The organism is Candidatus Marinarcus aquaticus, assembly GCF_004116335.1.
Lineage (GTDB): Bacteria > Campylobacterota > Campylobacteria > Campylobacterales > Arcobacteraceae > Marinarcus > Marinarcus aquaticus.
Genome location: NZ_PDKN01000003.1, coordinates 301,387 through 324,365 on the forward strand (window position 1 = coordinate 301,387; position 22,979 = coordinate 324,365).

A 22,979-nucleotide genomic window follows, 5' to 3' on the forward strand; every position below is an offset into this window, starting at 1 on the left:
CCTTTTAATTAAAAAAAGATTATAGTAAATGAAGCTCAATAAGGCGTTAACAAAGAGTTAATAAAGCTTTAACACTTTATGAACTTTTGTTCATATTTCTTAATCTTTAAAGGTCTCGCGTATTTTTAAAAACTCATCGAGATGCTCAAAGAAAATATCCACAAGTTTGGGGTCAAACTGTTTTCCACGTTCCTCTTTAAAGAGTTTGAAAATACGTTCATCATCCCACGCTTTTTTATAACATCGGTCGCTTCCTAGTGCATCAAACACATCTGCAACGGCTGTAATTCGTCCATAGATGTGAATGTCTTCTCCTTTTTTCCCCTGAGGATAACCTGTACCATCCCATTTTTCATGGTGTTCATTGGAGATAATGGCGGCCATTTTAAGCAGTGGTCTGTCCGAGTGTTTGAGCATGCTATAACCCAATTCGGCATGCGTTTCCATGATGGTACGCTCAGCTTCATCAAAACGTCCCGGTTTATTTAAAATGGCATCAGGAATGGCCACTTTACCAATATCGTGCATGGGACTGGCTTGTTTGAGCATATTGGCCTCTTTTGAAGACAATCCATAATGCAGGGCTAAGATTTTAGAGTATTGTGCTACCCTTTTGACATGGTTTCCAGTCTCTTTGCTTCGGCTTTCACCAATCGCACCCATGGTAAAGATAACCTCTTTTTGTGTCTCTTCAATCTCTTTGTTGAGGTTTTTAATCTCTTTTAGTCCTTCTTCTACTTTGTGTTCAATTTCATCAACACTTAAAGCAACGTTTCTATTGACTTTATAGGACAAAATAATGATGAATAAAATGGTGATGATGAAAATGACTGTTACAATAAAATAGACTTTGTCTAAAAAGTTTTCAGAGAGCACCTCAATGTCTTGCTCTATTTTCAGATTGATGTTTTGGCTTGAGTCTATGATGGTTGAGATGTGTTTGACCAAGCTCTCTTCTGTTCGATTAATTGCTTCAAGAGCTAACACCGTTTCCCCAATAAGTTGCGCCGTTTGTTTATACTCTTTAAACTCTTTTAGGGCTAAGTGTTGATTTAACGTATCAATTTTAGACAACCACTTTTTAAAATACTCTTCATTTTTGTGTTGAAAGAGCATCTCTTTACTGTAGTATTTCATGTCGCCTAAATCTTTGACTAAGGTGATATTTTGGTGCTGTAAGATGGCCTCTTCAATTCTGTTTCGAATGAGACTCTCTTTGGGATAGAGTCGATTAAATGTCTCTTGAAGTTCAATTTTATTTTTTTGAGTTTCAAAAATTTTTTCAAAGGCAACTTCAATGGCTTCTTCATTGAGAGAGAGTTTTTCTAAGCTGTTAAAAATAATAGGATAGCGGTGGATGTCTTTGATGAGCTGGTCTAAAATATCATCTTCATCTTTGATAAAGAAGTTTTGATTGATGTTTTCAAATGATTTTTCAAACGCATCAAACTCTTTTTCAATGCGTTGTAACTCTTCGTTGGAGTTGGCACTTAGAATCTCTTCAACAAGTGTATTCATGTTCTCTTGCATCAAAACCAGTTCAGAGATATTTCTTTTGGAAAGATTGTTCTCTTGAATTTTATGAAGGGCAATAGTGTTGGCACTGAAAATTAAAAAAACCAACACAGAAACAATGATAAAACTGAGTTTGACTAAGCGTTTGATATTCATGCGTCCTCTTTTGCCTTTTTAAATTTGATGGTCATGGTTGTGCCTTTGTTCTCTTCACTTTTTACTTCAATGCTTGCTTCATGAATGTGAATGATTTTTTCTACAATGGCCATACCTAAGCCCGTACCTCCTGAGTCTTTGTTTCTACTCTTATCGGTACGATAAAACTTCTCAAATATTTTCTTTTGTTCCTCTTTTTTTATGCCAATGCCAAAATCTTCTACTTCTAAATAGATAAATGCCTCATCGCTGTAGTTTTTTACAATGACCTTTTGGTTCTCAAACGAGAAATTAATCGCATTTTTAAGCAGATTTTTCAATGCAATCTTAAGCAATTTACTGTGGCCAAAGACTTGAAGTGGCATTTTAATATCGGCTTCCAGTTCTACTTTTTTAAGTTCGGCTAAACAGCTTAACTCTTTGATGGATTCTAAACTGATTTCATCTAAATAGATGATTTCATCATAGTGTAAATCGCTTTCGTTTTTGGCTAAAAACAGAAGGTCATCGACGGTTTGTTGGATGATGAGTATCTCATCCAAAGAACTTTGAAGAGTTTGGATGTACTCTTGTGGTGTACGCTCTTTTCGTAAAGCCACCTCGATTTCACCTCGTATGATGGTCAGTGGTGTTTTGAGTTCATGTGAAGCATCACTGCTGAACTGTGAAATTTTTTCAAAAGAGATTTCAAGCCGTGTGAGCAGACTGTTGATTTCATGTGCAAGTTGGTCAATCTCATCATTGTTGTTGCTGGTTTCTAACCGTTTAGAGAGACTTGAAGCGCTTATTTGTTTGAGGTTTTTAAGCATCATCTCAATAGGCAGAAGCGATTTATAAATGAGGAAATATCCGCCAATGATAGAGAAAATGAGAATGATGGGTACAATAAATAACAAGATATAAAAGAGATTCTCCATGGTGCTGTTTAAATAGTCATAATTTGTAGCAACTTCAATGACGTAGTTTTTTTCATCCATTACAAAACGGATACGACTGACCAGAATTGTTTCATACTCTTCAAAATAGATCACATCTTGTTTGAGTGCTTTGAGTTTTTCAAGGTCATTATGCAGTGTCAGACCAAAATTGGTCTCTTGAATCACTTTAAAACCTTCATCAATTTGTGCAAGCCGAATGTGCAAGGGCTCAAATCGATACTCTTTCTCTTCATCAAATGCGCGCTGTTCTATCTCCTCTTTGTGTTCAATCACATCATCTAAAATATCCAAGACAATCACTTTGAGGGTTGATTCCACTTTGTCCAAAGTTGAGATTTGTAGGGTTTTGTACAACGAAAAAGAGAATGCAATTAAAATCAACAGTTGAATGATGATGTTGTATATGAGCAGTTTTCGTTTGATAGAGAGTTTACGCATCGCTTATTTTAAACCCCAATCCTCGAATGGTTTTAATGAGTTTCTTCTCATACGGTTTATCGATTTTATTACGCAATCGATAGATATAGACATTGACCACATTACTGATGTTGTCATCATCCATATTGCTTAGGTTTTCACTGATAACACTTTCTGATAAGACGCGGTCTTTGTTTTTGATTAAAAACTCCAAAAGTGAAAACTCTTTGGCCGTCAAGGCAATGATATCTTCACCTCTTCTGGCAGTTTTGCTCAGTAAATCCAATTCCAAATCATCGACTTTCAGTCTGGTTTGAGGCATCTCTTGGGTTCGAAGTTGCACACGAATTCGTGCGAGCAGTTCAGAAAATGAGAAGGGTTTGGGCAAATAGTCATTGGCACCAATATCCAAACCTTTGATTTTATCTTCGGTGGTATCTTTGGCTGTGAGCATGATAATGGGGGTAAAAATTTTATTGGTTCGAAGGGTTCGACACACCTCTATGCCATCTTTAATGGGCAACATGATGTCCAATAAAATCAGGTCATAAGTATTGACACTCGCTAAATAAAGACCTTCATCTCCATTAAGCGCATAATCAACGCTATATGACTCCTCTTCAAGCCCTTTTTTTAAGAAGTTTACGATTTTTTCATCATCTTCAATGACCAATATTTTCATACCATTCCTTTTGAGTATTGTACACTTTTTGACGTTAATTTTAACAGTGTGATTTCGCTGTGAGATTTAAAGCGCATGTCAATGCCCCATGTGCCTAAACCACTGTTGACATAGATAGCAGTTCTGTTTTTATAAAACAATCCATTTAAAAAAGGTTGAAAGAGTTTGACCACATAATGAAACGGGTAGATTTGACCCCCATGCGTGTGTCCGCATAAAAACAAAGCACTATTGGTTTCAACGGCGAGTTTATAATCTTTGGGTTGATGCGCAAGTAAGATGGTGTGAGCATGACTTGACAGTTCTTTTTTTATGGCATCCTCTTGACGTTGGAGTTTAAAAAATTTCGAGAAACGATCACTTAAACCGGCCAGTAATATAAGCTCATTGTTGTGTGAAATCAGTGCGGTGGTATTGTCCAAATAGATGAGTTCGTGTAAGGCTTTTTTTAAATCATTCAAACCATACACCAAGTCATGATTCCCACTGATATAGTAACACTTTTTAATTTGATTGAGCAGTTTGAGTTGGGGCAATATGTGTTTAACCGAACAATCAATGATATCGCCTGTAATCACTGCAAAGTCATACTCTAATGTATGGCATAACTTCACCAACGCCTCTATGTCACTTTGAGTGGTTTTTTTATTGATGTGCAAATCACTTAAGTGCAAGATGCGAAGTCCATCAAATGCTTTATACGATGTTGATACGTCAATGGTTTGAGGCGTTGGTAGTTTCATTTAATTAAAGACCTGTGGCAGTTGTTCTTTGGTGATGAACGTGATGTCTTGAATCACACCATTATTGAGTTTGTAAAGGGTTGTTTTGCCCTCTTTTTGCATAAAACGTGTATCGTTTTCATCATAAATAAGCAGAATTTGGTGCGGATAACCTCTCATTTTCGGCAATGCAAACATTTTTGTAATGATCATAGGCATTCCTGAAATATTGGCGATAAACGCTGCTTGATGTTGGGTTAAAAAGCCCGCAGGTTGCTTGGATAAAAACTCATTCACTTCAGCACCCGTGCTTTTTTCAAAAGAGACCAATAAGAGTTTGAGGTTTTTGCCCACACTTTTTTTGACATCAAATTGATTCGCCAATGAAAAAGGTGCAATCGTATCATGCACCTTAAAAGGTTGAGCCAATAACACTGTTGAAGCAAAGATTATTGGCAGAAGAAATCGTAACATTATGGCTCCTTTGTATAGCTAAGGGTATAGGTGATGTCAATTTTATTTCGTACAGTTAAAAATAGAAGGGTAGGCGGTTCCATTCCAAAATCGGTCAATAAAATATCAAAAGCTCCATTGAGTTTAAGTTCACTGTTATTTTGTTCTACAACGGCTTGTGAGGTGATTTTCTTCTTAATACCATTGAGTGTTAAATAGCCTTCAATCGTATAGTTCTCATCATTTTTAAGCACATTGATCATATCAAAAGTGATGGTGGGATGAACGGCCGTGTTGAGCAGTTCATACATATTTAAATCGCGTTTAGGCGTATCACTTTTAAGGCTCATTGAATCAAGTTTCACCTCTCCTCGTAAAGACTCTAAGCCTGAATCATCGTGATGCAATTGTGAACTGATTTGTGTGGTGGCTGGATTGATATCGCTGTCGCCAAACACTTCCGTGTGAGCTTGAATCACTCCTTCTTGAATGGTCCATTCTGAAGCTTGAGAAAAAAGCGCTAAAAGCGCAACAAGAATTAATTTATACATGGGGTCTCCTTTGTGTGAATAAAATGAGTACTGATCAGTTTAATGCTGGCCAGAAAAAACAAAAATGGTACAAAAATGGTGAGGTTTTCTAAAGCAACAAAAAGTCCTGCGCCTGAAGCAAACCATCCAATAAAGACCATATACACGGCAAGTGTTTTAAGCTCCTTTTGTATTAAGCTTTGTAAAATCACTACGTTGTAGTACGAAATCACAAAAGGATAAACAAATGAGAGCAACAACGGTTCTTGCATAAAATACAACAAATAACTCAATGCAAAGAGTGAGATAATGATCAGCTCTTTTTGATTTTTGTGGAAAGTCAGTGTTAATGCGGCTACCACACCAAGGATGTGAAAAAGTGCAATTTCAACACTGTAACCATCTCTCCAAATTGAGACAGAGAGGTCTCTTGAAAGGGTTTCAAAAAGTGTTGAGTCTAAAAATATCCATAATACCATCGCAAACAAAGAGAAAGGTTCACTTTTGAGTTGTACCACTTTTTTATCGGGTAAAAAGAGTGAACATAACAACGTTATGAGGGTTAATGCAATCGCAATGTTGCCTCTTTGTTCCACAGGATAGGTGAATAAAAAAGTTCCTGCGGTGTAAGAGATGGCTAAGGCCATACCTAACACAAACACATTGGCTCGTTTGAGTTCATTGATTAATAAAGGTGCCAATGCTCCCACTGAGATACCCAAAAGAAACAAAAACAGTACGGAAAGGTTAGGATAAAACAGCGTCATCAAAAGTTGTAACGATAAAAAGAGTTTTATCTTATGATGGTTGCTTGTTTTAATATAAAAACTCAATAATGAACCAATCACCCCACCAATTGGAAGGGGCGCAATTAATACTATATTGGATGAAAAATACTCTACAATGCCTGTTTGTGCAATTAATAGATAGTAGCACAATTCAAAGGCGATAAAAAAAGTTAACGCTACTCGTTGCATGTTCTCTCCTTATGTGAAAACAAAATAAGATAGGCAGAGGCAAAAACAAGGTCAAAAAGAGCAATTAAAAGTGCCACAATGCCCAACGTTTGATTGAAAAAAAGTGCCATAAAAACAGAGGACACCACAATACGAACCATCACGGTATAAAGGGTTAAAATATGTTGGTATGTTGGGTGTTTTAATGCCAAGTAGTGTGCCACACCGGTCATAGAAACAAAAGCAAATACCACATACTCATACGAGCCATTGAAATCAAATCCCAAAAGAGGATAGATAAAACTCGATAACAGAATTAAAAACAGACCTCCCAAACCATCTGCTAATACACCCAATAGATTGTAGTACTGCAACGCAGTTAATTCAAAATTGCACTTGACAAATGTAAGCAAACTGGAGATGGCAATCCCTCCAAAGAGTGTTCGAAGTATCCAAAGAGGTTCTGTACTGATATTGAGAAAATCAGCTTGCACAAAACCATTGAGGGTTAAAACAGTAAAGATACCCAAAAGACCAATTAAATAACGAACATAAAAGGCTTTTTGTTTAAGTGCATCAATATGGTTGGCAAACATGGAAATGACCATAAAGAAAACCCCTATGCCCATGGCGACATGTGCATGAGCAACCACCAAATCATTTCGGTGAAAGACCCATCTAAGCTCTGGAATAAACAGAATATTGCCTTGTATATCCACAAACAAAAAAGCCCCCACTGAAATCAAAAGAGCATAAAAAGAGGCATTTGACATCTTGGAATCTTTTAACCATCGGTAGAGTAATGGCACATACAAAAGGGTCAAGTATTGTAAAAACCACTCTTGGTTATACGTTAACGCATCCACAAAACTTCGGTACAACACTGAACCAAAGTAAAAGACTGTTGGAATAATCCAAAGGGCATTCCATCGGGCGATAAACGGTTCATCGTTTAAAAGTTTAATAATCAGATAATAAATTGGAATCAAGGACAAGCTCATGCCCAAGGTGTTGTCTCCATGAGGTCCAGTAACCGTGCTTTCCACTTGTCCAATAATTGGATTCATTAAAATCAAAAGAGCAAACGGTGCAATAAAAACAATACGTAAACAGACCTTCACCCACAGTGGTTTAACTTTGTAAAGTTGAATGAATTTATACAATGCCACAATATAAAAAAGTCCTGCCATTGCTAAAAGAAAATTGAGTTCATAAGGGAAATCATAAAAAGCCAAACCTCGAGTGTTTCCAAAAAGCAAAGCACTCATCATAAAAATTAAAAAGATATACCAAAAGAGTGTGTATAAGTTTAAATATCGCAATCCATCTTGGGAATTCCCCGCTTCTTTGTAAATCAATAAAAACGGCAAATACGAAAGCATCAAAGGCACAAAACCATACAGCATCAAGGAAATATGCAGTGAACGCATATTGGATGGCAGAAGTATGGTTGAATCAAGGTTGTAGCCTAATAAATTGATTGAATAAATCAAACCAAACAATAACCCCACTGCAAAAAATGCCAAGGATATTTGGAAATGCCGTTGAATAAAACTATTGAAGTTGTCCATCTTTTACCTCGTAAACGTTGTTGGCCAATTGGGCCAATTTTAAATCGTGTGTTGCAACCACAATGGTCGTACCCTTGTCACTTAACTCTTTAAAGAGATTAAAAACATTAAGCGAATTGTGTGAGTCTAAGTTTCCTGTGGGTTCATCTGCAAAGATGACTTTGGGCTGATTAATCAAGGCTCGTGCAATCGCTGCTCGTTGTTTTTGTCCTCCTGAGACTTCATTGGGAAAACGTTTTTGAATGTTTTGAATGTCCAAACGCTCAAATAAAGCTTCAATCTCTTTTGAAGTTGCCTGTTCGTTTGCAATTTGGATGTTCTCTTGAAGCGTTAAGTAGTTGATTAAGTAGTGAAATTGAAAAATAAAACCAATGTTTTGTTGTCTGAATGTGTCAATATTGGTTATGTCTTTATAGTTGGTTTGTTCAAAAAAGAGTTCACCCTTGCTTGGTTTAAGAAGCGTTGAAAGAATACTCAGAAGCGTTGATTTCCCACTGCCACTCTCACCTGTGATAGCAATGAAATCTCCTTTATTGATTTGTAAATTGATGTTATCCAAGGCCATGTCATGGTTATATGAGTGATAAAGGTTTTGTGCTCGTATCATATCTTTGTTCCTTGAATTAAAATCACGGGGTCTGTTTTAGAAGCATTCAGTGCTGGAATAATAGATCCAATGATGGACATGGCAATGGATGCACTAAAAATAAACAGTGCTAAACTTGACGAAATTTCGCCGTTGACATATCCTTGTAAGGTGGTGCTTTGTTTGATGATAAAAAGCACGATATGCGCAATAAAAAAAGCACTGATGTAACTTAAAAAGCCTAAGATAAAACTCTCAGATACAATTTGAGCAATGATTTTTCGCATGGATATACCAATGGCTCTTTTGATGCCAAACTCCGTTTTTCTTTGATTGATGGTGATACTCATGATGCTGACAATGCTCAATAAACCCATGCAAAATGCAATAAGTGAAACCGCATAGGATGAGGTTTTAATGATTTTAAACTGATTATAATTCTCTACAAAGTTTTGAGTTGATGTGGCTTCAATCTCACTGCTTAAGGCTTCAATTTCAGATTTGATGTCATCAATGTTGCTTTCAAGTTGGGTATTGACCATGAGCATGGAGGCGCTTTTGTTAAACAATGCACTGGCATCTTCAATGTTTAAAACCACACCCCCATTTTCAAACCCAATATCGCTTTTAAAAACACCTGCGATTTTATAAGACTTGTTGGCAATAGTGACTTGGGTTTTATTCATAAGGTTTTTATACACAGACTCACCTAACATCACTTCGTTGTTTTGAGGATAATTGCCTTGGGTTAAGGTGTAGTTTGAAAAACGATTTTGGCTTACCCCATAAACAGCAACAATGGGGAGTTGTTCTACGGGTGTGGCTCCTACAATAATGGCAGAGCTTTTGACTACCCCTTCTATTTGATCGATTTTATCAAGCAGTTGAATATTGACATTAGAAAAGAAAGTATCTGAGATTTTGGCTTGTGTGACGATGATATCACCGTCGCTTTTCAAAATGGAGGAGTACATAGAGATAACACCGTTTGATATGGCCGTAATTAAAAATATCGAGGTGATTGAAAAAATCAAGCTCAAATATATCAAAAGTGTTTTGAGGCGGTTCGCTTTTAGTGCCTTTAATGCTTGTCTCATTAACTTCCTTTCCTTAATATGTTGAAAGTCTATAAAATGTATATGAAACGATTATGAAATGATTATGAATTTTTGTTCATATTTCTTTTTAACGGTAAAATCGAGCATTAATCTTAAAACAACACAGTAAATTAAGCAAACTTTTAGTATAATCGCGAAAATTTTAAACTAAAGAGAATGAATGAGAGATATCAGAAATATTGCCGTTATCGCACACGTTGACCACGGTAAAACAACATTAGTCGATGAATTATTGAAACAATCAGGAACATTTTCAGCACACCAAGAAGTGGATGAGCGTGTGATGGACAGCAATGACATCGAAAAAGAGAGAGGGATTACCATCCTTTCAAAAAATACAGCCATTGATTACGAAGGTGTACGAATCAACATCATCGACACTCCAGGGCACGCCGACTTTGGTGGAGAAGTTGAGCGGGTTTTAAAGATGGTTGACTGTGTACTTCTTCTTGTAGATGCACAAGAGGGTGTTATGCCACAAACAAAATTCGTGGTTAAAAAAGCACTTTCATTGGGACACAAACCAATCGTAGTGGTGAACAAAATTGATAAACCAGCTGCTGAACCAGACAGAGTGGTGGATGAAGTGTTTGACCTGTTTGCACAAATGGATGCAACAGAAGAGCAACTTGAATTCCCAGTCATTTACGCAGCAGCTCGTGATGGGTATGCACGATACGATGCAGAAGATGGAAACATGGATTTAAAACCACTGTTTGAAACCATCTTAACACACGTTCCAAAACCAGATGGCAGTGAAGAGAATGGATTACAACTTCAAGTATTCACATTGGATTATGATAACTTCATTGGAAAAATCGGGATTGCACGTATCTTTAATGGAACCATCTCTCAAGGTGAAACGGTTCTTTTATGTAAAGCCGACGGCGAAAAAGTCAGAGGACGTGTGACCAAACTGATTGGATTTAAAGGTTTAGAGCGAATCGAAGTTAAAACTGTAGGTGCAGGTGATATTTGTGCCGTTGCTGGTTTTGAAACGGTTGATGTAGGGGACTCTTTATGTGATCCTGCAAACCCAATGCCATTAGATCCTATGCACATTGAAGAACCAACTCTTTCTGTTACGTTTGCTGTTAATGACTCTCCATTAGCTGGAACAGAAGGGAAGTATGTAACTTCAAATAAAATTGATGAAAGACTTGCAGCAGAGATGAACACCAATATTGCAATGAATTATGAGCAAATTGGTGAGGGTAAATTTAAAGTAAACGGAAGAGGTGAACTTCAAATTACGATTTTAGCTGAGAACATGAGACGAGAAGGGTTTGAGTTCTCAATTGGTCGACCAGAAGTTATTACTAAAGAAGAAAACGGTGTGAAAATGGAACCATTCGAGCATTTAGTAATTGATACGCCAGATGAGTTCTCAGGAGCCATCATTGAGAAACTGGGGAAAAGAAAAGCCAATATGACCAACATGGTACCAATGGGTAGTGGGTCTACTCGATTAGAGTTTGAAATTCCTGCACGAGGATTGATTGGTATTCGAACAGAATTCTTAACTGAAACAAAAGGTGAGGGTGTTATGAACCACTCATTCTTAGAGTTCAGACCATACTCTGGAACCGTTGAATCTAGAAAATATGGAGCATTGGTCTCTATGGAGAACGGTGAAGCATTAGGGTACTCTATTTTTAACTTACAAGAGCGTGGAATCATGTTCATTAAACCACAAGATAAAGTATATGTGGGGATGGTGATTGGTGAGCATGCCAAAGGGAATGATTTGGATGTTAACCCAATTAAAGGAAAACAGCTTACTAACGTTCGTGCATCAGGAAGCGATGATGCCATTAAACTTGTACCACCAAGAACCATGTCTTTAGAAAATGCGTTAGAGTGGATTGAAGATGATGAGTTGGTAGAAGTGACTCCTATCTCTGTTCGTGTAAGAAAAAGAGACCTTGACCCAACTTCAAGAAAAAGAGCCGCTAAAAAAGCGAAATTTGAATAGACGAAAACCGGCGAATACGAAATATTGAAGCAGTTTGCTTCAATATTGAGAAAATACTTTTCAAAAAAAGTTCAGCGAGATTTGAAGCAGTTTGCTTCAATATTGAGAAAATATCTTTATTAAAGAGAATCAGCGAAACTTTAAATGCGGTTCAAGTTTGAACCGCATTTGAATATTGAGAAAATACTTTTCAAAAAAGTTCAGCGAGATTTGAAGTGAACGTCTTCAATATTAAGAAAAAATTTGAGTTGTAAGTAACAAAAAAACGACAAAGTGTTATAAATTTATAAAAAAGTTTAAGTCAAAGGGATTCGATATTATCGACTCCCTTTTTTATTTGACTATTTTTTATCCATTAAAAAGTGTACGATTTAGCCTCCTTTATATTATAATGATTAGTAGAATTATTTGGAGGTGTGCATTGCCAGATACAAGAAACAGTATTACTGAGATGTTTTGGAAGATTTTTGCTAACCAAAACAGAAAAAAGGTGCAAGAGTTCAAAAAATATATGGACAAATTTGCAATTAGTTTTAACCTTTATAAAGATGGTAATTTTATAGAGCGATCACTCCCTTTTGATGTGATACCCAGAATCATGACTGCCAAAGAGTTTCACACACTGGAAAAAGGGTTGAGTCAACGAATCAAAGCCTTGAATCTTTTTTTAGAAGATTTGTATACCACTAAAAATATCATCAAAGATAAAATCATACCAGAGACCTTTATTTATGAAGCCAAAGGCTATTTAAAAGAGCTTGAAGGTTTCTCTCCCCCACAAAAACTTCGAACGCATATCAATGGTATCGATTTGGTCAAAGACAGTGTGAGTAATGAGTGGATCATTTTAGAAGATAATTTACGAGTACCCAGTGGGGCGAGTTATCCTTTGTCTATTCGAAATACATTTCGAAAAATCTATCCCGATTTTTTTGAGAAGATGAGCATTAAACCCATCAAAGGGTATGCCGATTTATTAATAGAGTCCATGCAGTATGTCAATTGCGGAGGTATCAATGTGGTCTTAACGCCAGGCCGATATAATTCTGCTTATTATGAACATGCCTATTTAGCTGAAATTACAGGAGCTCAATTGGTACGTAACAATGAGTTAATCGTAGAAAACAAAGTGGTCTATTTTAAAAACTATAATGGCGAAAAAATCAAAGTGGGTGCTATTTACAGACGATTGGACGATGAGTTTTTAGATCCCACTTTTTTTAATGAAGAGAGCCTTATTGGTGTGTCAGGTATTATGGAAGCTTATTTGGCGGGTAATGTGGCGATTATGAATGCACCAGGAAATGGTATTGCCGATGACAAAGGGATTTACTACTTTGTTCCTGATATGATTGAGTATTACTTAAAAGAAGAGCCCATTTTAAAAAATGCGCCTACGTATCTGCCCTATTTTGAAAAAGATAAAAAGTACATTTTTGAAAACATGAAAAAATTGGTCATCAAAGATGTTGCTGAAGCGGGAGGTTATGGCGTGATGTTTGGACACACGATGTCAGAAATTCAACTGCAAGATTTAAAAACCATCATTGAAGCCAATCCAAGACGATTTATCGCGCAAGAGCTTATTGAGTTTTATGATGAAGAGTGTTATATCAATGATGAAATTGTTCCAAGAAAAGCGGACTTCAGAGCCTATGTAGTCATGAGTAAAGAACCCAAAGTATGGAGTTGTGGTTTGACACGATATGCTGTTGACGCAGGAAATTATTTGGTGAACTCATCACAAGGTGGAGGGTTTAAAGATACTTGGGTCGTTGAGGAGGCATAAGATGGAACAACTCTTAACTGCAAAAGTGGCAGAACACTTGTATTGGTTGGGACGATATTTAGAGCGAGTTGAATCGATACTTATGGAAACCGTGGCCACATTTGATGAAATCATCGATGTGGATAAATCAGCAGGTAAAAAACTCTTTAAACGTCTGGAAGTGGAGATAAAATATAAAAATGCCAATGAGTTTTTATATGAAGCGGTATTGGGTGAACATGAAGCCAATATCTATACTATGTTGGGCTATGTACGCGAAAATGCGATTGTTTCACGAGCGTATATCGATCTGAATGCCTTTGGATCAATCGTGGAGTTGTATGAAGTGCTCAAACAAGCTAATAATGACCATTTGGATATTGATTGTGCCTTTTTAGACAAACTCTCTTCAAGAGTGAGTGAAATTTGGGGAGAGCTTTCACGAAAACAAGAACGAAATATCAGTGATTATTTCATTCGACTGGGAAAATTGGTTGAAAAAGTGGATGTGCATTTGCGTTTGAAACGAGATAAAAGTTTTTCATTGGTGGTGATGGAAGAGATTGACAACATTGTATTACAGCTCAATCCCGATGCAGAGTTTGTGCCACACGCTCAAAGAGAATCCTATGATACGATTTTGAACTCCATCAATGCAAAAATAAATAAAATCATAGTAGAACAGTAATGAAAACAACAGAGATTTTTTCATCGCAATTGCCAGTGGGTGAGAAGTTGTCAATTAAACGTACGCGTTTTGAACCTTTAAATAAAAAAGGAAAAAGACTCAAACGAATTTCAATCGTCAGTGGTATTCACGGAGATGAGTTAGAGGGACAATGGGTTATCTTTTTATTGGCACAATGGTTAAAACAGAACGAAGAGAAACTCAATGCCATTGTGGATATTTATCCCGCTGCGAATCCTTTAGGGATTGATACCATTACACGAAGTTTTCCCAACTATGATGTGGATTTAAATCGTGCGTTTCCTGGTGGGGAGAATGAGTTTCTCCCAGGACAAGTGGTGTATGCTTTAGCCCAAGATGTTAAAGGCAGCGACGTTGCCATTGATATTCACTCCAGTAATATCTTTTTACGAGAGATTCCCCAAATTCGTATTAATAAAGAGTTTTCGAAAAAAACACTCCCTTTAGCCAAAGCTTTGAATTGCGATTTTATCTGGATTCATGATGCAGTAACGGTTTTAGAAGCGACGTTTTCTCATACGTTAAATACCTTAGGAACCAACACCTTAGTGGTTGAAATGGGTGTGGGAATGCGTTTAACCAAAGAGTATGGGAAGCAACTTCTTACGGGGATTTTAAACTTGATGAAACAAGAGAAGATGTTAGAAAGTGAAGAGGTGTTTGAGGTACGTGAACCATTCAGTTCTGAAATAGGGGAAGTCTATTATATCAATGCACCTCAAAGTGGGCTGTTTGTCCCTTCTTTGGATCACTGTGAAATCATTAAAAAAGAGGAAAAAATTGGTGAAATTGTGGACCCATTAAGCGGAGAGGTATTGTGTGAACTGCTCTCTCCGAGCAGTGGAATTTTATTCACGTTAAGAGAGTATCCTGTGGTGTATGAAGGCTCGCTTTTGGCACGAATATTTGGAGAGAAACATGAAGAGAGTTGAGATTTTACGTATTGATTCACTGAGTCGAGAACCTTTGGTTGTCGAGGGGTTTTTCTTTAAAGGCAGCAGTAAAACGGCTCCCAAAATTGCGATAGTTGGCGCGATGGAAGCACAGAGTATTTTGCCTTTATATTGTGCCAGTTCTTTGGTGGATTTTTTGAACAATAAATTAAAGAAGAAAAAAATCAAAGGGGATGTGCTGATTATTCCCTCTATTAACCACTATGCGTTTAATACGGGGAAACGATTTTGGCCTTTAGATAACACCAATATCAACACCATGTTTCCAGGATACGAACATGGTGAAACGACTCAACGTATTGCCAAACGCCTCTTTGATGCTTTGCAAGGGTACGATTATGGGGTTATTTTAGAGAGTCGTTTTGATCCAGTGAATTGTGTGCCGTATATTAAACTTTATGAGAATGAACTAGAAGATTTAGAAGGGGCCAAAAAATTTGGTTTGAAATTCATTCATCATCGTAAAATGAAAACCATTGAAACGGTCTCTTTACAGTATAACTGGCAATTATGGGGTACAAAAGCGTACTCTTTGATGTGTCCCATTACTCAAGAGATTGACAAACAAAAATCGAGTCAAATCAGACAGGCCATCTTACGTTTTATGCATCGACAAAAAATCATCGATTTTTCGATATTTAACGGTTATGAATCAACGGTGATTTCAAGTGAAGATATAGAAACCCTTAAAAGTGAAAAGAGTGGTCTGTTTATCTCTAAAGAAATTCCAGGGAGTTATATATCCAAGAATCAAGTTATTGGGGAAGTGATCGATTCGCTTGAAGGGTGTGTGATACATGAATTTAGAGCCCCTTGCGATGGCATGATTACTTGTCATTTTAATAACTCATTGATTTATGAAAATGCCGTGGCATTTCGTATTGCAAAGATAGGATAGTTACTCTACTATTTGTACGTTGACTTTAACCGAAAGGTTGCTCTCTCCGTTGCTTTTGACCACCCCTTTAAGTGGAGAGATGTCCAAATAGTCTCGTCCATATCCTAAAACAATGTACTCTTCGTTGGGGATTTTATTGTTGGTTGGGTCAAAATCTACCCACCCAAAATCGGGTATATAAATTGAGAACCATGCGTGAGAAGCATCAGAACCAAAGAGTTTGGTTTCTCCTTCTTTAGGATATGTTTGAATATATCCACTCATATATCGTGTGGGCACACCAATACTTCTTAATGCAGAAATAGCAAATTGTGCAAAGTCTTGACAGACCCCTTTCCTCTGTTGAAAAACTCTTTCAATGGGAGTCGTAATATCTGTAAAGCCAGAGACAAACTCAAAGTCATTAAAAATGCGTTGCATGAAATCAAACGTTGCATTAAAGAGTGTGATGTTCTCTTGAAACGATTGCAGGGCATACGCTTTAATTGCTTCAGATGCTACAGGGATGGCATCGGTTTCAAACAGATAGTGTAACGCTTGTGCATCTTCACTTTTGTGTTCACTCAAACGCTCTTTGAGTTGCGCATACGTAATGGTCGTTTGTTGTGCGTTTTCAATCAGGTTGGAAATGATATCTTCAAAGAGTTGTACTTTGGATTTTGAAACAATTTTAAGTCTTTTGTGTGCTTCACGAATGAGCATATAGGTGTTTTTGTTTTCAAAATAATCGGTGAACTCATTGGTTTCAAAAGGGAGTGGGGTTATTTCTAAAGTGTGTTCAAGGAGTTGTTGCCGTTGGCAATTTTTAGGGGTCAGTCGGGCAATATTATGACTGAACGTCACCATGGAAGGGTAGTCAAATTTGGTTTCGTGAAATATTTCGTATATCATTCTCTACTCGTTATAGTGCGCAAAATATGTTTTCGTTAACTCTTCAGATGTTTGCGCTAATAAAGTTGAGATTTTAGCTAAAAATTCATCAAAATGAATATAAACGCTGTCCTCTTCTTCACAAATCAATAATTTTTTTGCATTATTGAGTTTTAACATCGAGTAGACTTTAAACACCGATTGCTCAAATTGGTCCAAATAGATTCGGTTGGAGCTATTTGGAAGTGTTTTCAGACTGTTTAATAATTCCTCAATGAGGCATAATAAAGATTTAGAGTATTTGGCGTTAAACAGTAAAAATTCAATGACATTTTCAATATCCAAACTTGATTTATAGTGCGCTCGATAGGCATTATAACTCTCATAAGAGTTGAGCATCGAGTCTAAAATATCGTACTCTAAAAGTTTATCATATTTGCGTGTTAACAGTGAACGCATTTTTGAAATAAGCAGTAAAGAGGTCTCCAGTTTCGAACCAATCTCATAGAGTAAAAGTCCTTGGTCATTCGAGATGCTCTCATCAATGAGTTCTTTATAAGCAAGCAGATAAATCAGCAGTTTATCCAAAGCATTGATGTGTTCTCGGTTGGTGATGATTTTTCGTTTATTATAAGCATACCAACTTCGTTGAATACGTTCAAAGACGCGCCAAGAATCAATACTTAAAAGGTTTTTGATACTGGCATTGGTGTTTGAAAGCATTGAAAGCGTAAATGAGAGGCTTCCAACTCTTGTGACATCTTGTATCACAGAGTTGATTTCATTAAAGGGTTTGATCTCTTTTTCTTCTTCTAGAAATCCTGGATAAGTCATGGTTAGATGCGTTAAACAGATGTTTAAAATTTGTGTGCTCTCTTTGAGCAGATTTTTATCTTCATATCGATGAAGATTGAGCATGTTTTTAAGATTGAAGCGCAACATTCGTGTGGTGGTAATGGCTCGACTTAAGTATCGGCCTAACCAGAAAAGATTTTCTGCTCGTTTGGTTGAGATGTTCTCTAAACGTGTGTCTAAAAAATCATGCCGTTTGATGTTTTGTGCAGGGGCAATGGTCTCGTCTTGTCCTAAAATCCATAAATCTTTGCTCGTACCCCCTTTTTGGTTGGAAACCACCAGTGAGTTTTTCTGTTTTGATACGCGCACCAAACCACTTGGCATGACTTTATAACCCTCTTCTGAAAGATAGGAAAAGGCACGTATAACAGCATTTCTTGGTTCAATTTTATTTTCGACAAACGAAGGTACGGTTGAGAAATCAATGATCTCTTGCCCGACATAAAAGTTAGGAGAGGCGTTGATTTTTTCAATGAGTCTGTTTTTCTCTTCTTGATTGAGTTGATTGCCAAAATAGATCTCAATATTATCGGTTCGGTCAATCTTTTTAATCAACAAAGTATCAAGGTTTTCAAGAACAAAATCAAGCTCTTTTTTCTGACCACACCACCATGTCGCAATTTGAGGAAGTATTAAATCTTCATCTAAAAAGAATTTGGCAATGTTTTTCATAAAAGGATTCAGTCCCACGTTTTCTAAAATGCCAATTCCTATGGGATTGATCATTGAAAGATTGTTATTTCGCAATACATTCACCAAACCAGCAACGCCTAAATGAGAGTCGTGTTCAAGTTCTAAAGGGTCACAATATTTAGAGTCTACTCGCCTTATCATGCTGTCGACTCGTTTTAAACCACTGAGCGTTTTCAACCACAGCTGGTTGTTTTTAGTGAGCAAATCCTCTCCTTGTACAAGGGTAAGATTTAAATAGGAACTTAAATACGAGTGTTCAAAATAGGTCTCATTGTGAGGGCCTGGCGTTAACAGAGCAATCAGTGGAGCATCGCTTGTTTTGTGTGCGGTGTTGACCAGCATCTCTTTATAGCCTTCCAAAAATGGGGCAATTTTTTTGATATGTACATCGGGGTAGAGTTCTGGAATAATAGAGTTCATCGTCAAACGATTTTCAATCGCGTAACCTAAACCTGAAGGGGATTGTGTACGGTCATTGATGATCCAAAACTTGCCATCGGGTCCTCGACTGATATCTGAAGCAAAAAAACGCATGGTGTAATACTCTTTATTTTCAAAGTTAAAGACTTCAGGCATAAAACTTTTGTGTGCAAAGATGATTTCAGCAGGGATAATGCCCTCTTTAATCAAGCGCTGTTCGGTGTATAAATCTTTGAAAATCAGACTTAAAAGTTTGGCTCGTTGTTGCAACCCTTTGGTGACTTCCTCCCACTCTTCTTCACACAATACAAAAGGAATAGGGTCTAAGTTCCATCGTCGATTGGTTCCTTCGGGATCATTGTAGACGTTGTACGTCACCCCATTATCTTCAAGTCGCCAATCAATCTCGGTCTGTTTTTGTTCGAGTTTCTCTAAACCTGATTTCTCTATGGCTTGTGTGACTTCAGTCCAGTGAGGTTTTATGATGTTGTTTTCATCCAACATCTCATCAAAAGAGGCGTCTTTTTTACAGCTTTCAAATATATCCATTAATTTTTCATCCATCGTTGTCTTAAATCTAAAGTGTGTGGGTACTCTTTGTTCTTTGGCATTTTATGAAAATATAGCTTTTCGAAACCTTTTTTTGGTTCAATCGCTCGTGTGGCACCATTGGCAAAAAGTGCATTGGTTGAACTGCTGATAATAGGATCATGTTCTAGCACTTCTCCTTGAGAGTGGTTAAAATCCCAATATCGGTTGATCCTTCGTGCTTCTGCTTCATACGAGTTTACGGGGAAGGTGTCATAACTTCGTCCTCCCGGATGTGAAACAAAATAATTAAAACCTCCAATTGAACGATCATTCCATTTATCGATGATATCAAAAGTCAATGGTGTATCTACTCCAATGGTAGGATGCAGTGCCGACCACGGTTGCCATGCTTTGTATCTCACCCCACTGACATATTCCCCTTCTATGTTGGTTTTAGAAAGTGGGATTTGTACCCCATTGCATGTTAAAGTATAACGTTCTGTATTAAAGTTTTCGATTTTAATTTGAAGTCGTTCTACTGAAGAGTCCACATATCGAGATGTTCCTTGACTTCCTGATTCTTCTCCCAATACATGCCAAGGTTCAATGGCAGCTCGAATTTCAACGGGCATGTTTTCAATTACCGTCATGCCATATAATGGAAACCTGAACTCAAAGAAGGGGTCAAACCAGTCAAGTTTAAAGGCATAGCCATTTTCATTGAGGTAATCCACCACCTCTTTGATGTCCTCTTTGACATAGTGCTCCAACAAAAATTTATCGTGCAGACGTGTTCCCCAGCGCACCAATTTGTGTTTATAAGGGTTCTTCCAAAAAGAGGCGACCAAAGCTCGAACCAACAGCATCTGCAAGAGTGCCATATGTGAGTGTGGTGGCATATCAAATGCGCGCAGTTCTAAAATACCCAACCGTCCAGAACTGCTGTCAGGTGAGTAGAGTTTATCAATGCAGAACTCACTTCGATGGGTATTCCCTGTGATATCAGTGAGCATGTGTCTGAATAGTCGGTCGGTCAACCAAAATGGAACATCTTGTCCTTCAGGGATTTGTGAGAAGGCAATTTCCAGTTCGTAAAGATTTTCTTGCCTTCCTTCATCCACCCTTGGGGCTTGTGAAGTGGGACCAATAAATGCCCCACTAAAAAGATATGAAAGCCCCGGATGGTGTTGCCAAAAAGTAATCAGACTTCGCAGTAAATTAGGGTTTCGTAAGAGTGCTGAGTCACTTGGTGTGGCTGCTCCAATAGTGACGTGGTTTCCTCCGCCTGTACCCGTATGTCTTCCATCCACCATGAATTTTTCTGTTCCAAGTCGAGAAAGTCGGGCATCTTCATAGAGTTGTAGCATGTTAGCACTGAGCTCTTTCCATGATGTGGCAGGTTGAATATTGACTTCAATGACACCTGGGTCAGGCGTCACTTTTATACGATCTGTTCGAGTGTCTTGTGGGGGTTCATACCCTTCTAAAATCACACACAGATTTAACTGTTTTGCCGTTTGCTCAATGGAGGCTATGAGGTCTAAAAAGACTTCTGTGCTCTCAATGGGAGGGAGGAAAACACAGAGTTTATCATCGCGTACTTCAACACTGATAGCCGTACGAACAAAAGCGCTGTAAGAGTTCTGTTCGGTGGTTTTATCATCAAGATTTTGTGCACGCGTTTGTACTTCCGAGATATAATCCCCTAAAGCAGGATATGCTTTGAACAAATCGGGTTCAAAACTTTTTTCAATCTCTACGTGTGGTTTTACAATGAGTGATTCTAAAGGCAGTCGAAGTCCCAAAGGAGAGTTACCTGCACTTAAAAAAAGATACCCTCGTCGAAACTCCCATTGTGAGGTAATCCATTTGCGCTTGCCAAAACTTAATGGTAAGACATAACCCACTTCACTGTTTAATCCTTGTTGCAGTTTTTGAGCAATGGTTCGTCGCTCTAAGGAATCTTTTAAATCATACTTCATGGGATCAATATCCAAAGGCATTTCAAACTCTTTCATGATGTAATACACAGGGTCTTCGTAAGCTGGGATGATGTTTTTATCACTGACACCTAAGATTAAAGCCAATGTGCTTAGGAACTTTTTGGCATCTTTAGATGTGTAGTCATATTTCTTGTTCATATTGGCAAGCAGGTCAGGATTTTGCCAGACGGGTTTGCCATCTTTTCGCCAGTAAATTGTCGTTTGCCATCTTGGAAGTGGTTCTTCTGGGTACCATTTTCCTTGGGCGTGATGAATCAGTCCCCCATTGGTTGAGGAGTTTAAAATACGTCGTGAAAGGTTATTGGCCAATTCTCGTTTGTGAGGTCCGTCTGCTTTGGTGTTCCATTGAGCTGATTCCATGTCATCAATGGAGACAAAGGTGGGTTCTCCACCCATGGTCAGTCGCACATCATGTGCTTCTAAATCCTCATCCACTTTAAAACCCAGTTTATAAATAGCATTCCACTGCTCTTGTTTATAAGGTTTGGTCACACGAGGTGATTCAAAGATACGAGTCACTTTGTTTTCATATGTAAATGTGGTTTCACATGGATCCATAAGTCCTTCAATGGCATATGCACTGCTGTAGTTAGGAGTACATGCCAATGGAATATGACCTTCGCCTGCAAACAATCCGCTGGTGCTGTCTAAACCAATCCATCCAGCACCTGGAACATAGACTTCTGTCCATGCATGCAGGTCTGTAAAATCCTCTTTTGGACCACTTGGACCATCCAGAGATTTTATATCGGCAGTGAGTTGTACTAAGTAACCGGAGACAAAACGAGCCGCCAAACCTAAGTGTCTTAAAACTTGTACAAACAGCCAAGCAAAGTCTCGACAACTTCCCAGCTTTTGAGTAAGTGTTTCTTGGGGTGTTTGCACTCCCGGTTCCAGACGTACGGTGTAGTCTAAAGCATTATGGATGTGTTGGTTGACCTCCACTAAAAAGTCAATAATTGATTTTTTAGAGGTATCAATTGTTTTTACAAAGGCTTGTAACGTTTTGGAGTCCTCTTCAGTTTCTAAATAGGGTGCGAGCTCTTTACGTAAATCTTTTTTGTATTCAAATGGAAAATCCTTTGCCTCATTCTCCACAAAAAAATCAAAAGGGTTGATGGTAATCATATCCGCAATGATTTCAACATCTACACTGAAATGGTCTGTTTGTTCAAGAAAAACCAAACGAGCCAAATAGTTTCCAAAGGGGTCTTGTTGCCAATTAATAAAGTGATTTTCAGGCTTGATTTTTAAAGAGTATGCCTCAATAGGAGTTCTGCTGTGAGGGGCAGGTCGCAGTCGGATGATGTGGGGTGACATCGAAACCTTTTTGTCGTAACTGTATTGCGTTTTATGGGAAATAACTACTTTGAGTGCCATATGCTTTCCTATATGAGGATTTGTTTATACAATTGATTATACTAAAAATATGACACGATTGGGTTAAAACCATCAAATGCTATTAAAATGTTATAAAAATCAAAAAAGAGCAGATTAAAATATTCAATAATATAAATATATGGCACTCTATATGTAAGAGTGTTAAAGAGAGAAAACAGCTATAAAATAGGAATATTTAATTAAAAATGAGAAAAATTTATGAAAATATTAGCACTTGGTATTGACAAGTGCTAGAAAAATTTGCTATAATTTCATTAAC

18 protein-coding genes are annotated in these 22,979 nt (G+C 37.6%); 5 read left to right on the forward strand and 13 right to left on the reverse strand.

Annotated elements, in window-relative coordinates:
* Positions 1-99: 99 nt before the first annotated feature.
* Genes CRV04_RS06450 through CRV04_RS06495 form a run of 10 tightly spaced genes read right to left on the reverse strand, consistent with a single transcriptional unit; the run spans position 100 to position 9,623 of the window.
* On the reverse strand, positions 100-1,671 hold the full coding sequence (locus CRV04_RS06450; RefSeq protein ID WP_128996005.1) for an HD-GYP domain-containing protein: 1,572 nt from the start codon (positions 1,669-1,671) through the stop codon (positions 100-102).
* Positions 1,668-3,047: a sensor histidine kinase gene (locus CRV04_RS06455; protein WP_128996006.1), complete on the reverse strand. Its 1,380-nt coding sequence runs from the start codon at positions 3,045-3,047 to the stop codon at positions 1,668-1,670. The genes CRV04_RS06450 and CRV04_RS06455 overlap by 4 nt, the downstream gene beginning before the upstream one ends.
* Positions 3,040-3,708, reverse strand: coding sequence for a response regulator (locus CRV04_RS06460; RefSeq protein WP_128996007.1), 669 nt, complete (start codon positions 3,706-3,708; stop codon positions 3,040-3,042). Before CRV04_RS06460 ends, CRV04_RS06455 begins: the two co-directional genes overlap by 8 nt.
* A complete protein-coding gene (locus CRV04_RS06465; protein ID WP_128996008.1) occupies positions 3,705-4,451 on the reverse strand; it encodes a metallophosphoesterase in 747 nt (248 codons plus the stop codon). The genes CRV04_RS06460 and CRV04_RS06465 overlap by 4 nt, the downstream gene beginning before the upstream one ends.
* Positions 4,452-4,904 (reverse strand): hypothetical protein, encoded by a 453-nt coding sequence (locus tag CRV04_RS06470; RefSeq protein WP_128996009.1) that lies wholly within the window; start codon positions 4,902-4,904, stop codon positions 4,452-4,454.
* Entirely contained in the window at positions 4,904-5,434 is a 531-nt protein-coding gene (locus tag CRV04_RS06475; RefSeq protein ID WP_128996010.1) for a YceI family protein, read from the reverse strand. The genes CRV04_RS06470 and CRV04_RS06475 overlap by 1 nt, the downstream gene beginning before the upstream one ends.
* Entirely contained in the window at positions 5,422-6,390 is a 969-nt protein-coding gene (locus CRV04_RS06480; protein ID WP_128996011.1) for a hypothetical protein, read from the reverse strand. The genes CRV04_RS06475 and CRV04_RS06480 overlap by 13 nt, the downstream gene beginning before the upstream one ends.
* Entirely contained in the window at positions 6,378-7,940 is a 1,563-nt protein-coding gene (locus CRV04_RS06485; protein ID WP_128996012.1) for a hypothetical protein, read from the reverse strand. The genes CRV04_RS06480 and CRV04_RS06485 overlap by 13 nt, the downstream gene beginning before the upstream one ends.
* Positions 7,924-8,547: an ABC transporter ATP-binding protein gene (locus tag CRV04_RS06490; RefSeq protein ID WP_128996013.1), complete on the reverse strand. Its 624-nt coding sequence runs from the start codon at positions 8,545-8,547 to the stop codon at positions 7,924-7,926. Before CRV04_RS06490 ends, CRV04_RS06485 begins: the two co-directional genes overlap by 17 nt.
* Positions 8,544-9,623 carry an ABC transporter permease gene (locus CRV04_RS06495; protein ID WP_128996014.1) on the reverse strand — a complete coding sequence of 360 codons (1,080 nt, stop codon included), beginning with the start codon at positions 9,621-9,623 and terminating at the stop codon, positions 8,544-8,546. Before CRV04_RS06495 ends, CRV04_RS06490 begins: the two co-directional genes overlap by 4 nt.
* Positions 9,624-9,804: 181 nt before the next feature.
* On the opposite strand from CRV04_RS06495, the gene typA reads away from it, so the two are divergent.
* From typA to CRV04_RS06520, 5 genes are all read left to right on the forward strand, one after another.
* Complete coding sequence (typA, locus tag CRV04_RS06500; RefSeq protein WP_128996015.1) at positions 9,805-11,619, forward strand: translational GTPase TypA; 1,815 nt, start codon at positions 9,805-9,807, stop codon at positions 11,617-11,619.
* A gap of 421 nt (positions 11,620-12,040) precedes the next feature.
* On the forward strand, positions 12,041-13,408 hold the full coding sequence (locus CRV04_RS06505) for a circularly permuted type 2 ATP-grasp protein (protein WP_228126494.1): 1,368 nt from the start codon (positions 12,041-12,043) through the stop codon (positions 13,406-13,408).
* A gap of 1 nt (position 13,409) precedes the next feature.
* Positions 13,410-14,075: an alpha-E domain-containing protein gene (locus tag CRV04_RS06510; RefSeq protein ID WP_128996017.1), complete on the forward strand. Its 666-nt coding sequence runs from the start codon at positions 13,410-13,412 to the stop codon at positions 14,073-14,075.
* A complete protein-coding gene (locus CRV04_RS06515; protein ID WP_128996018.1) occupies positions 14,075-15,028 on the forward strand; it encodes a M14 family metallopeptidase in 954 nt (317 codons plus the stop codon). Before CRV04_RS06510 ends, CRV04_RS06515 begins: the two co-directional genes overlap by 1 nt.
* Positions 15,015-15,947, forward strand: coding sequence for a M14 family metallopeptidase (locus CRV04_RS06520; protein WP_128996019.1), 933 nt, complete (start codon positions 15,015-15,017; stop codon positions 15,945-15,947). The genes CRV04_RS06515 and CRV04_RS06520 overlap by 14 nt, the downstream gene beginning before the upstream one ends.
* Here the strand turns inward: CRV04_RS06520 and CRV04_RS06525 are convergent, their stop codons facing one another.
* The 3 genes from CRV04_RS06525 to CRV04_RS06535 are packed head-to-tail and all read right to left on the reverse strand — an operon-like array spanning position 15,948 to position 22,699.
* Positions 15,948-16,838: a transglutaminase family protein gene (locus tag CRV04_RS06525; RefSeq protein ID WP_128996020.1), complete on the reverse strand. Its 891-nt coding sequence runs from the start codon at positions 16,836-16,838 to the stop codon at positions 15,948-15,950.
* 3 nt (positions 16,839-16,841) lie between these two features.
* On the reverse strand, positions 16,842-19,334 hold the full coding sequence (locus tag CRV04_RS06530) for a circularly permuted type 2 ATP-grasp protein (protein WP_128996083.1): 2,493 nt from the start codon (positions 19,332-19,334) through the stop codon (positions 16,842-16,844).
* Entirely contained in the window at positions 19,334-22,699 is a 3,366-nt protein-coding gene (locus CRV04_RS06535) for a transglutaminase family protein (RefSeq protein ID WP_128996021.1), read from the reverse strand. The genes CRV04_RS06530 and CRV04_RS06535 overlap by 1 nt, the downstream gene beginning before the upstream one ends.
* Positions 22,700-22,979 lie beyond the last annotated feature (280 nt).

What these genes read in the sequence shown, in the direction of transcription:
- CRV04_RS06450 (WP_128996005.1), bottom strand. Translation starts at nt 1,671, where the DNA reads ATGAATATCAAACGCTTAGTCAAACTCAGTTTTATCATTGTTTCTGTG.
- CRV04_RS06455 (WP_128996006.1), bottom strand. Translation starts at nt 3,047, where the DNA reads ATGCGTAAACTCTCTATCAAACGAAAACTGCTCATATACAACATCATC.
- CRV04_RS06460 (WP_128996007.1), bottom strand. Translation starts at nt 3,708, where the DNA reads ATGAAAATATTGGTCATTGAAGATGATGAAAAAATCGTAAACTTCTTA.
- CRV04_RS06465 (WP_128996008.1), bottom strand. Translation starts at nt 4,451, where the DNA reads ATGAAACTACCAACGCCTCAAACCATTGACGTATCAACATCGTATAAA.
- CRV04_RS06470 (WP_128996009.1), bottom strand. Translation starts at nt 4,904, where the DNA reads ATGTTACGATTTCTTCTGCCAATAATCTTTGCTTCAACAGTGTTATTG.
- CRV04_RS06475 (WP_128996010.1), bottom strand. Translation starts at nt 5,434, where the DNA reads ATGTATAAATTAATTCTTGTTGCGCTTTTAGCGCTTTTTTCTCAAGCT.
- CRV04_RS06480 (WP_128996011.1), bottom strand. Translation starts at nt 6,390, where the DNA reads ATGCAACGAGTAGCGTTAACTTTTTTTATCGCCTTTGAATTGTGCTAC.
- CRV04_RS06485 (WP_128996012.1), bottom strand. Translation starts at nt 7,940, where the DNA reads ATGGACAACTTCAATAGTTTTATTCAACGGCATTTCCAAATATCCTTG.
- CRV04_RS06490 (WP_128996013.1), bottom strand. Translation starts at nt 8,547, where the DNA reads ATGATACGAGCACAAAACCTTTATCACTCATATAACCATGACATGGCC.
- CRV04_RS06495 (WP_128996014.1), bottom strand. Translation starts at nt 9,623, where the DNA reads ATGAGACAAGCATTAAAGGCACTAAAAGCGAACCGCCTCAAAACACTT.
- typA (WP_128996015.1), top strand. Translation starts at nt 9,805, where the DNA reads ATGAGAGATATCAGAAATATTGCCGTTATCGCACACGTTGACCACGGT.
- CRV04_RS06510 (WP_128996017.1), top strand. Translation starts at nt 13,410, where the DNA reads ATGGAACAACTCTTAACTGCAAAAGTGGCAGAACACTTGTATTGGTTG.
- CRV04_RS06515 (WP_128996018.1), top strand. Translation starts at nt 14,075, where the DNA reads ATGAAAACAACAGAGATTTTTTCATCGCAATTGCCAGTGGGTGAGAAG.
- CRV04_RS06520 (WP_128996019.1), top strand. Translation starts at nt 15,015, where the DNA reads ATGAAGAGAGTTGAGATTTTACGTATTGATTCACTGAGTCGAGAACCT.
- CRV04_RS06525 (WP_128996020.1), bottom strand. Translation starts at nt 16,838, where the DNA reads ATGATATACGAAATATTTCACGAAACCAAATTTGACTACCCTTCCATG.
- CRV04_RS06530 (WP_128996083.1), bottom strand. Translation starts at nt 19,334, where the DNA reads ATGGATATATTTGAAAGCTGTAAAAAAGACGCCTCTTTTGATGAGATG.
- CRV04_RS06535 (WP_128996021.1), bottom strand. Translation starts at nt 22,699, where the DNA reads ATGGCACTCAAAGTAGTTATTTCCCATAAAACGCAATACAGTTACGAC.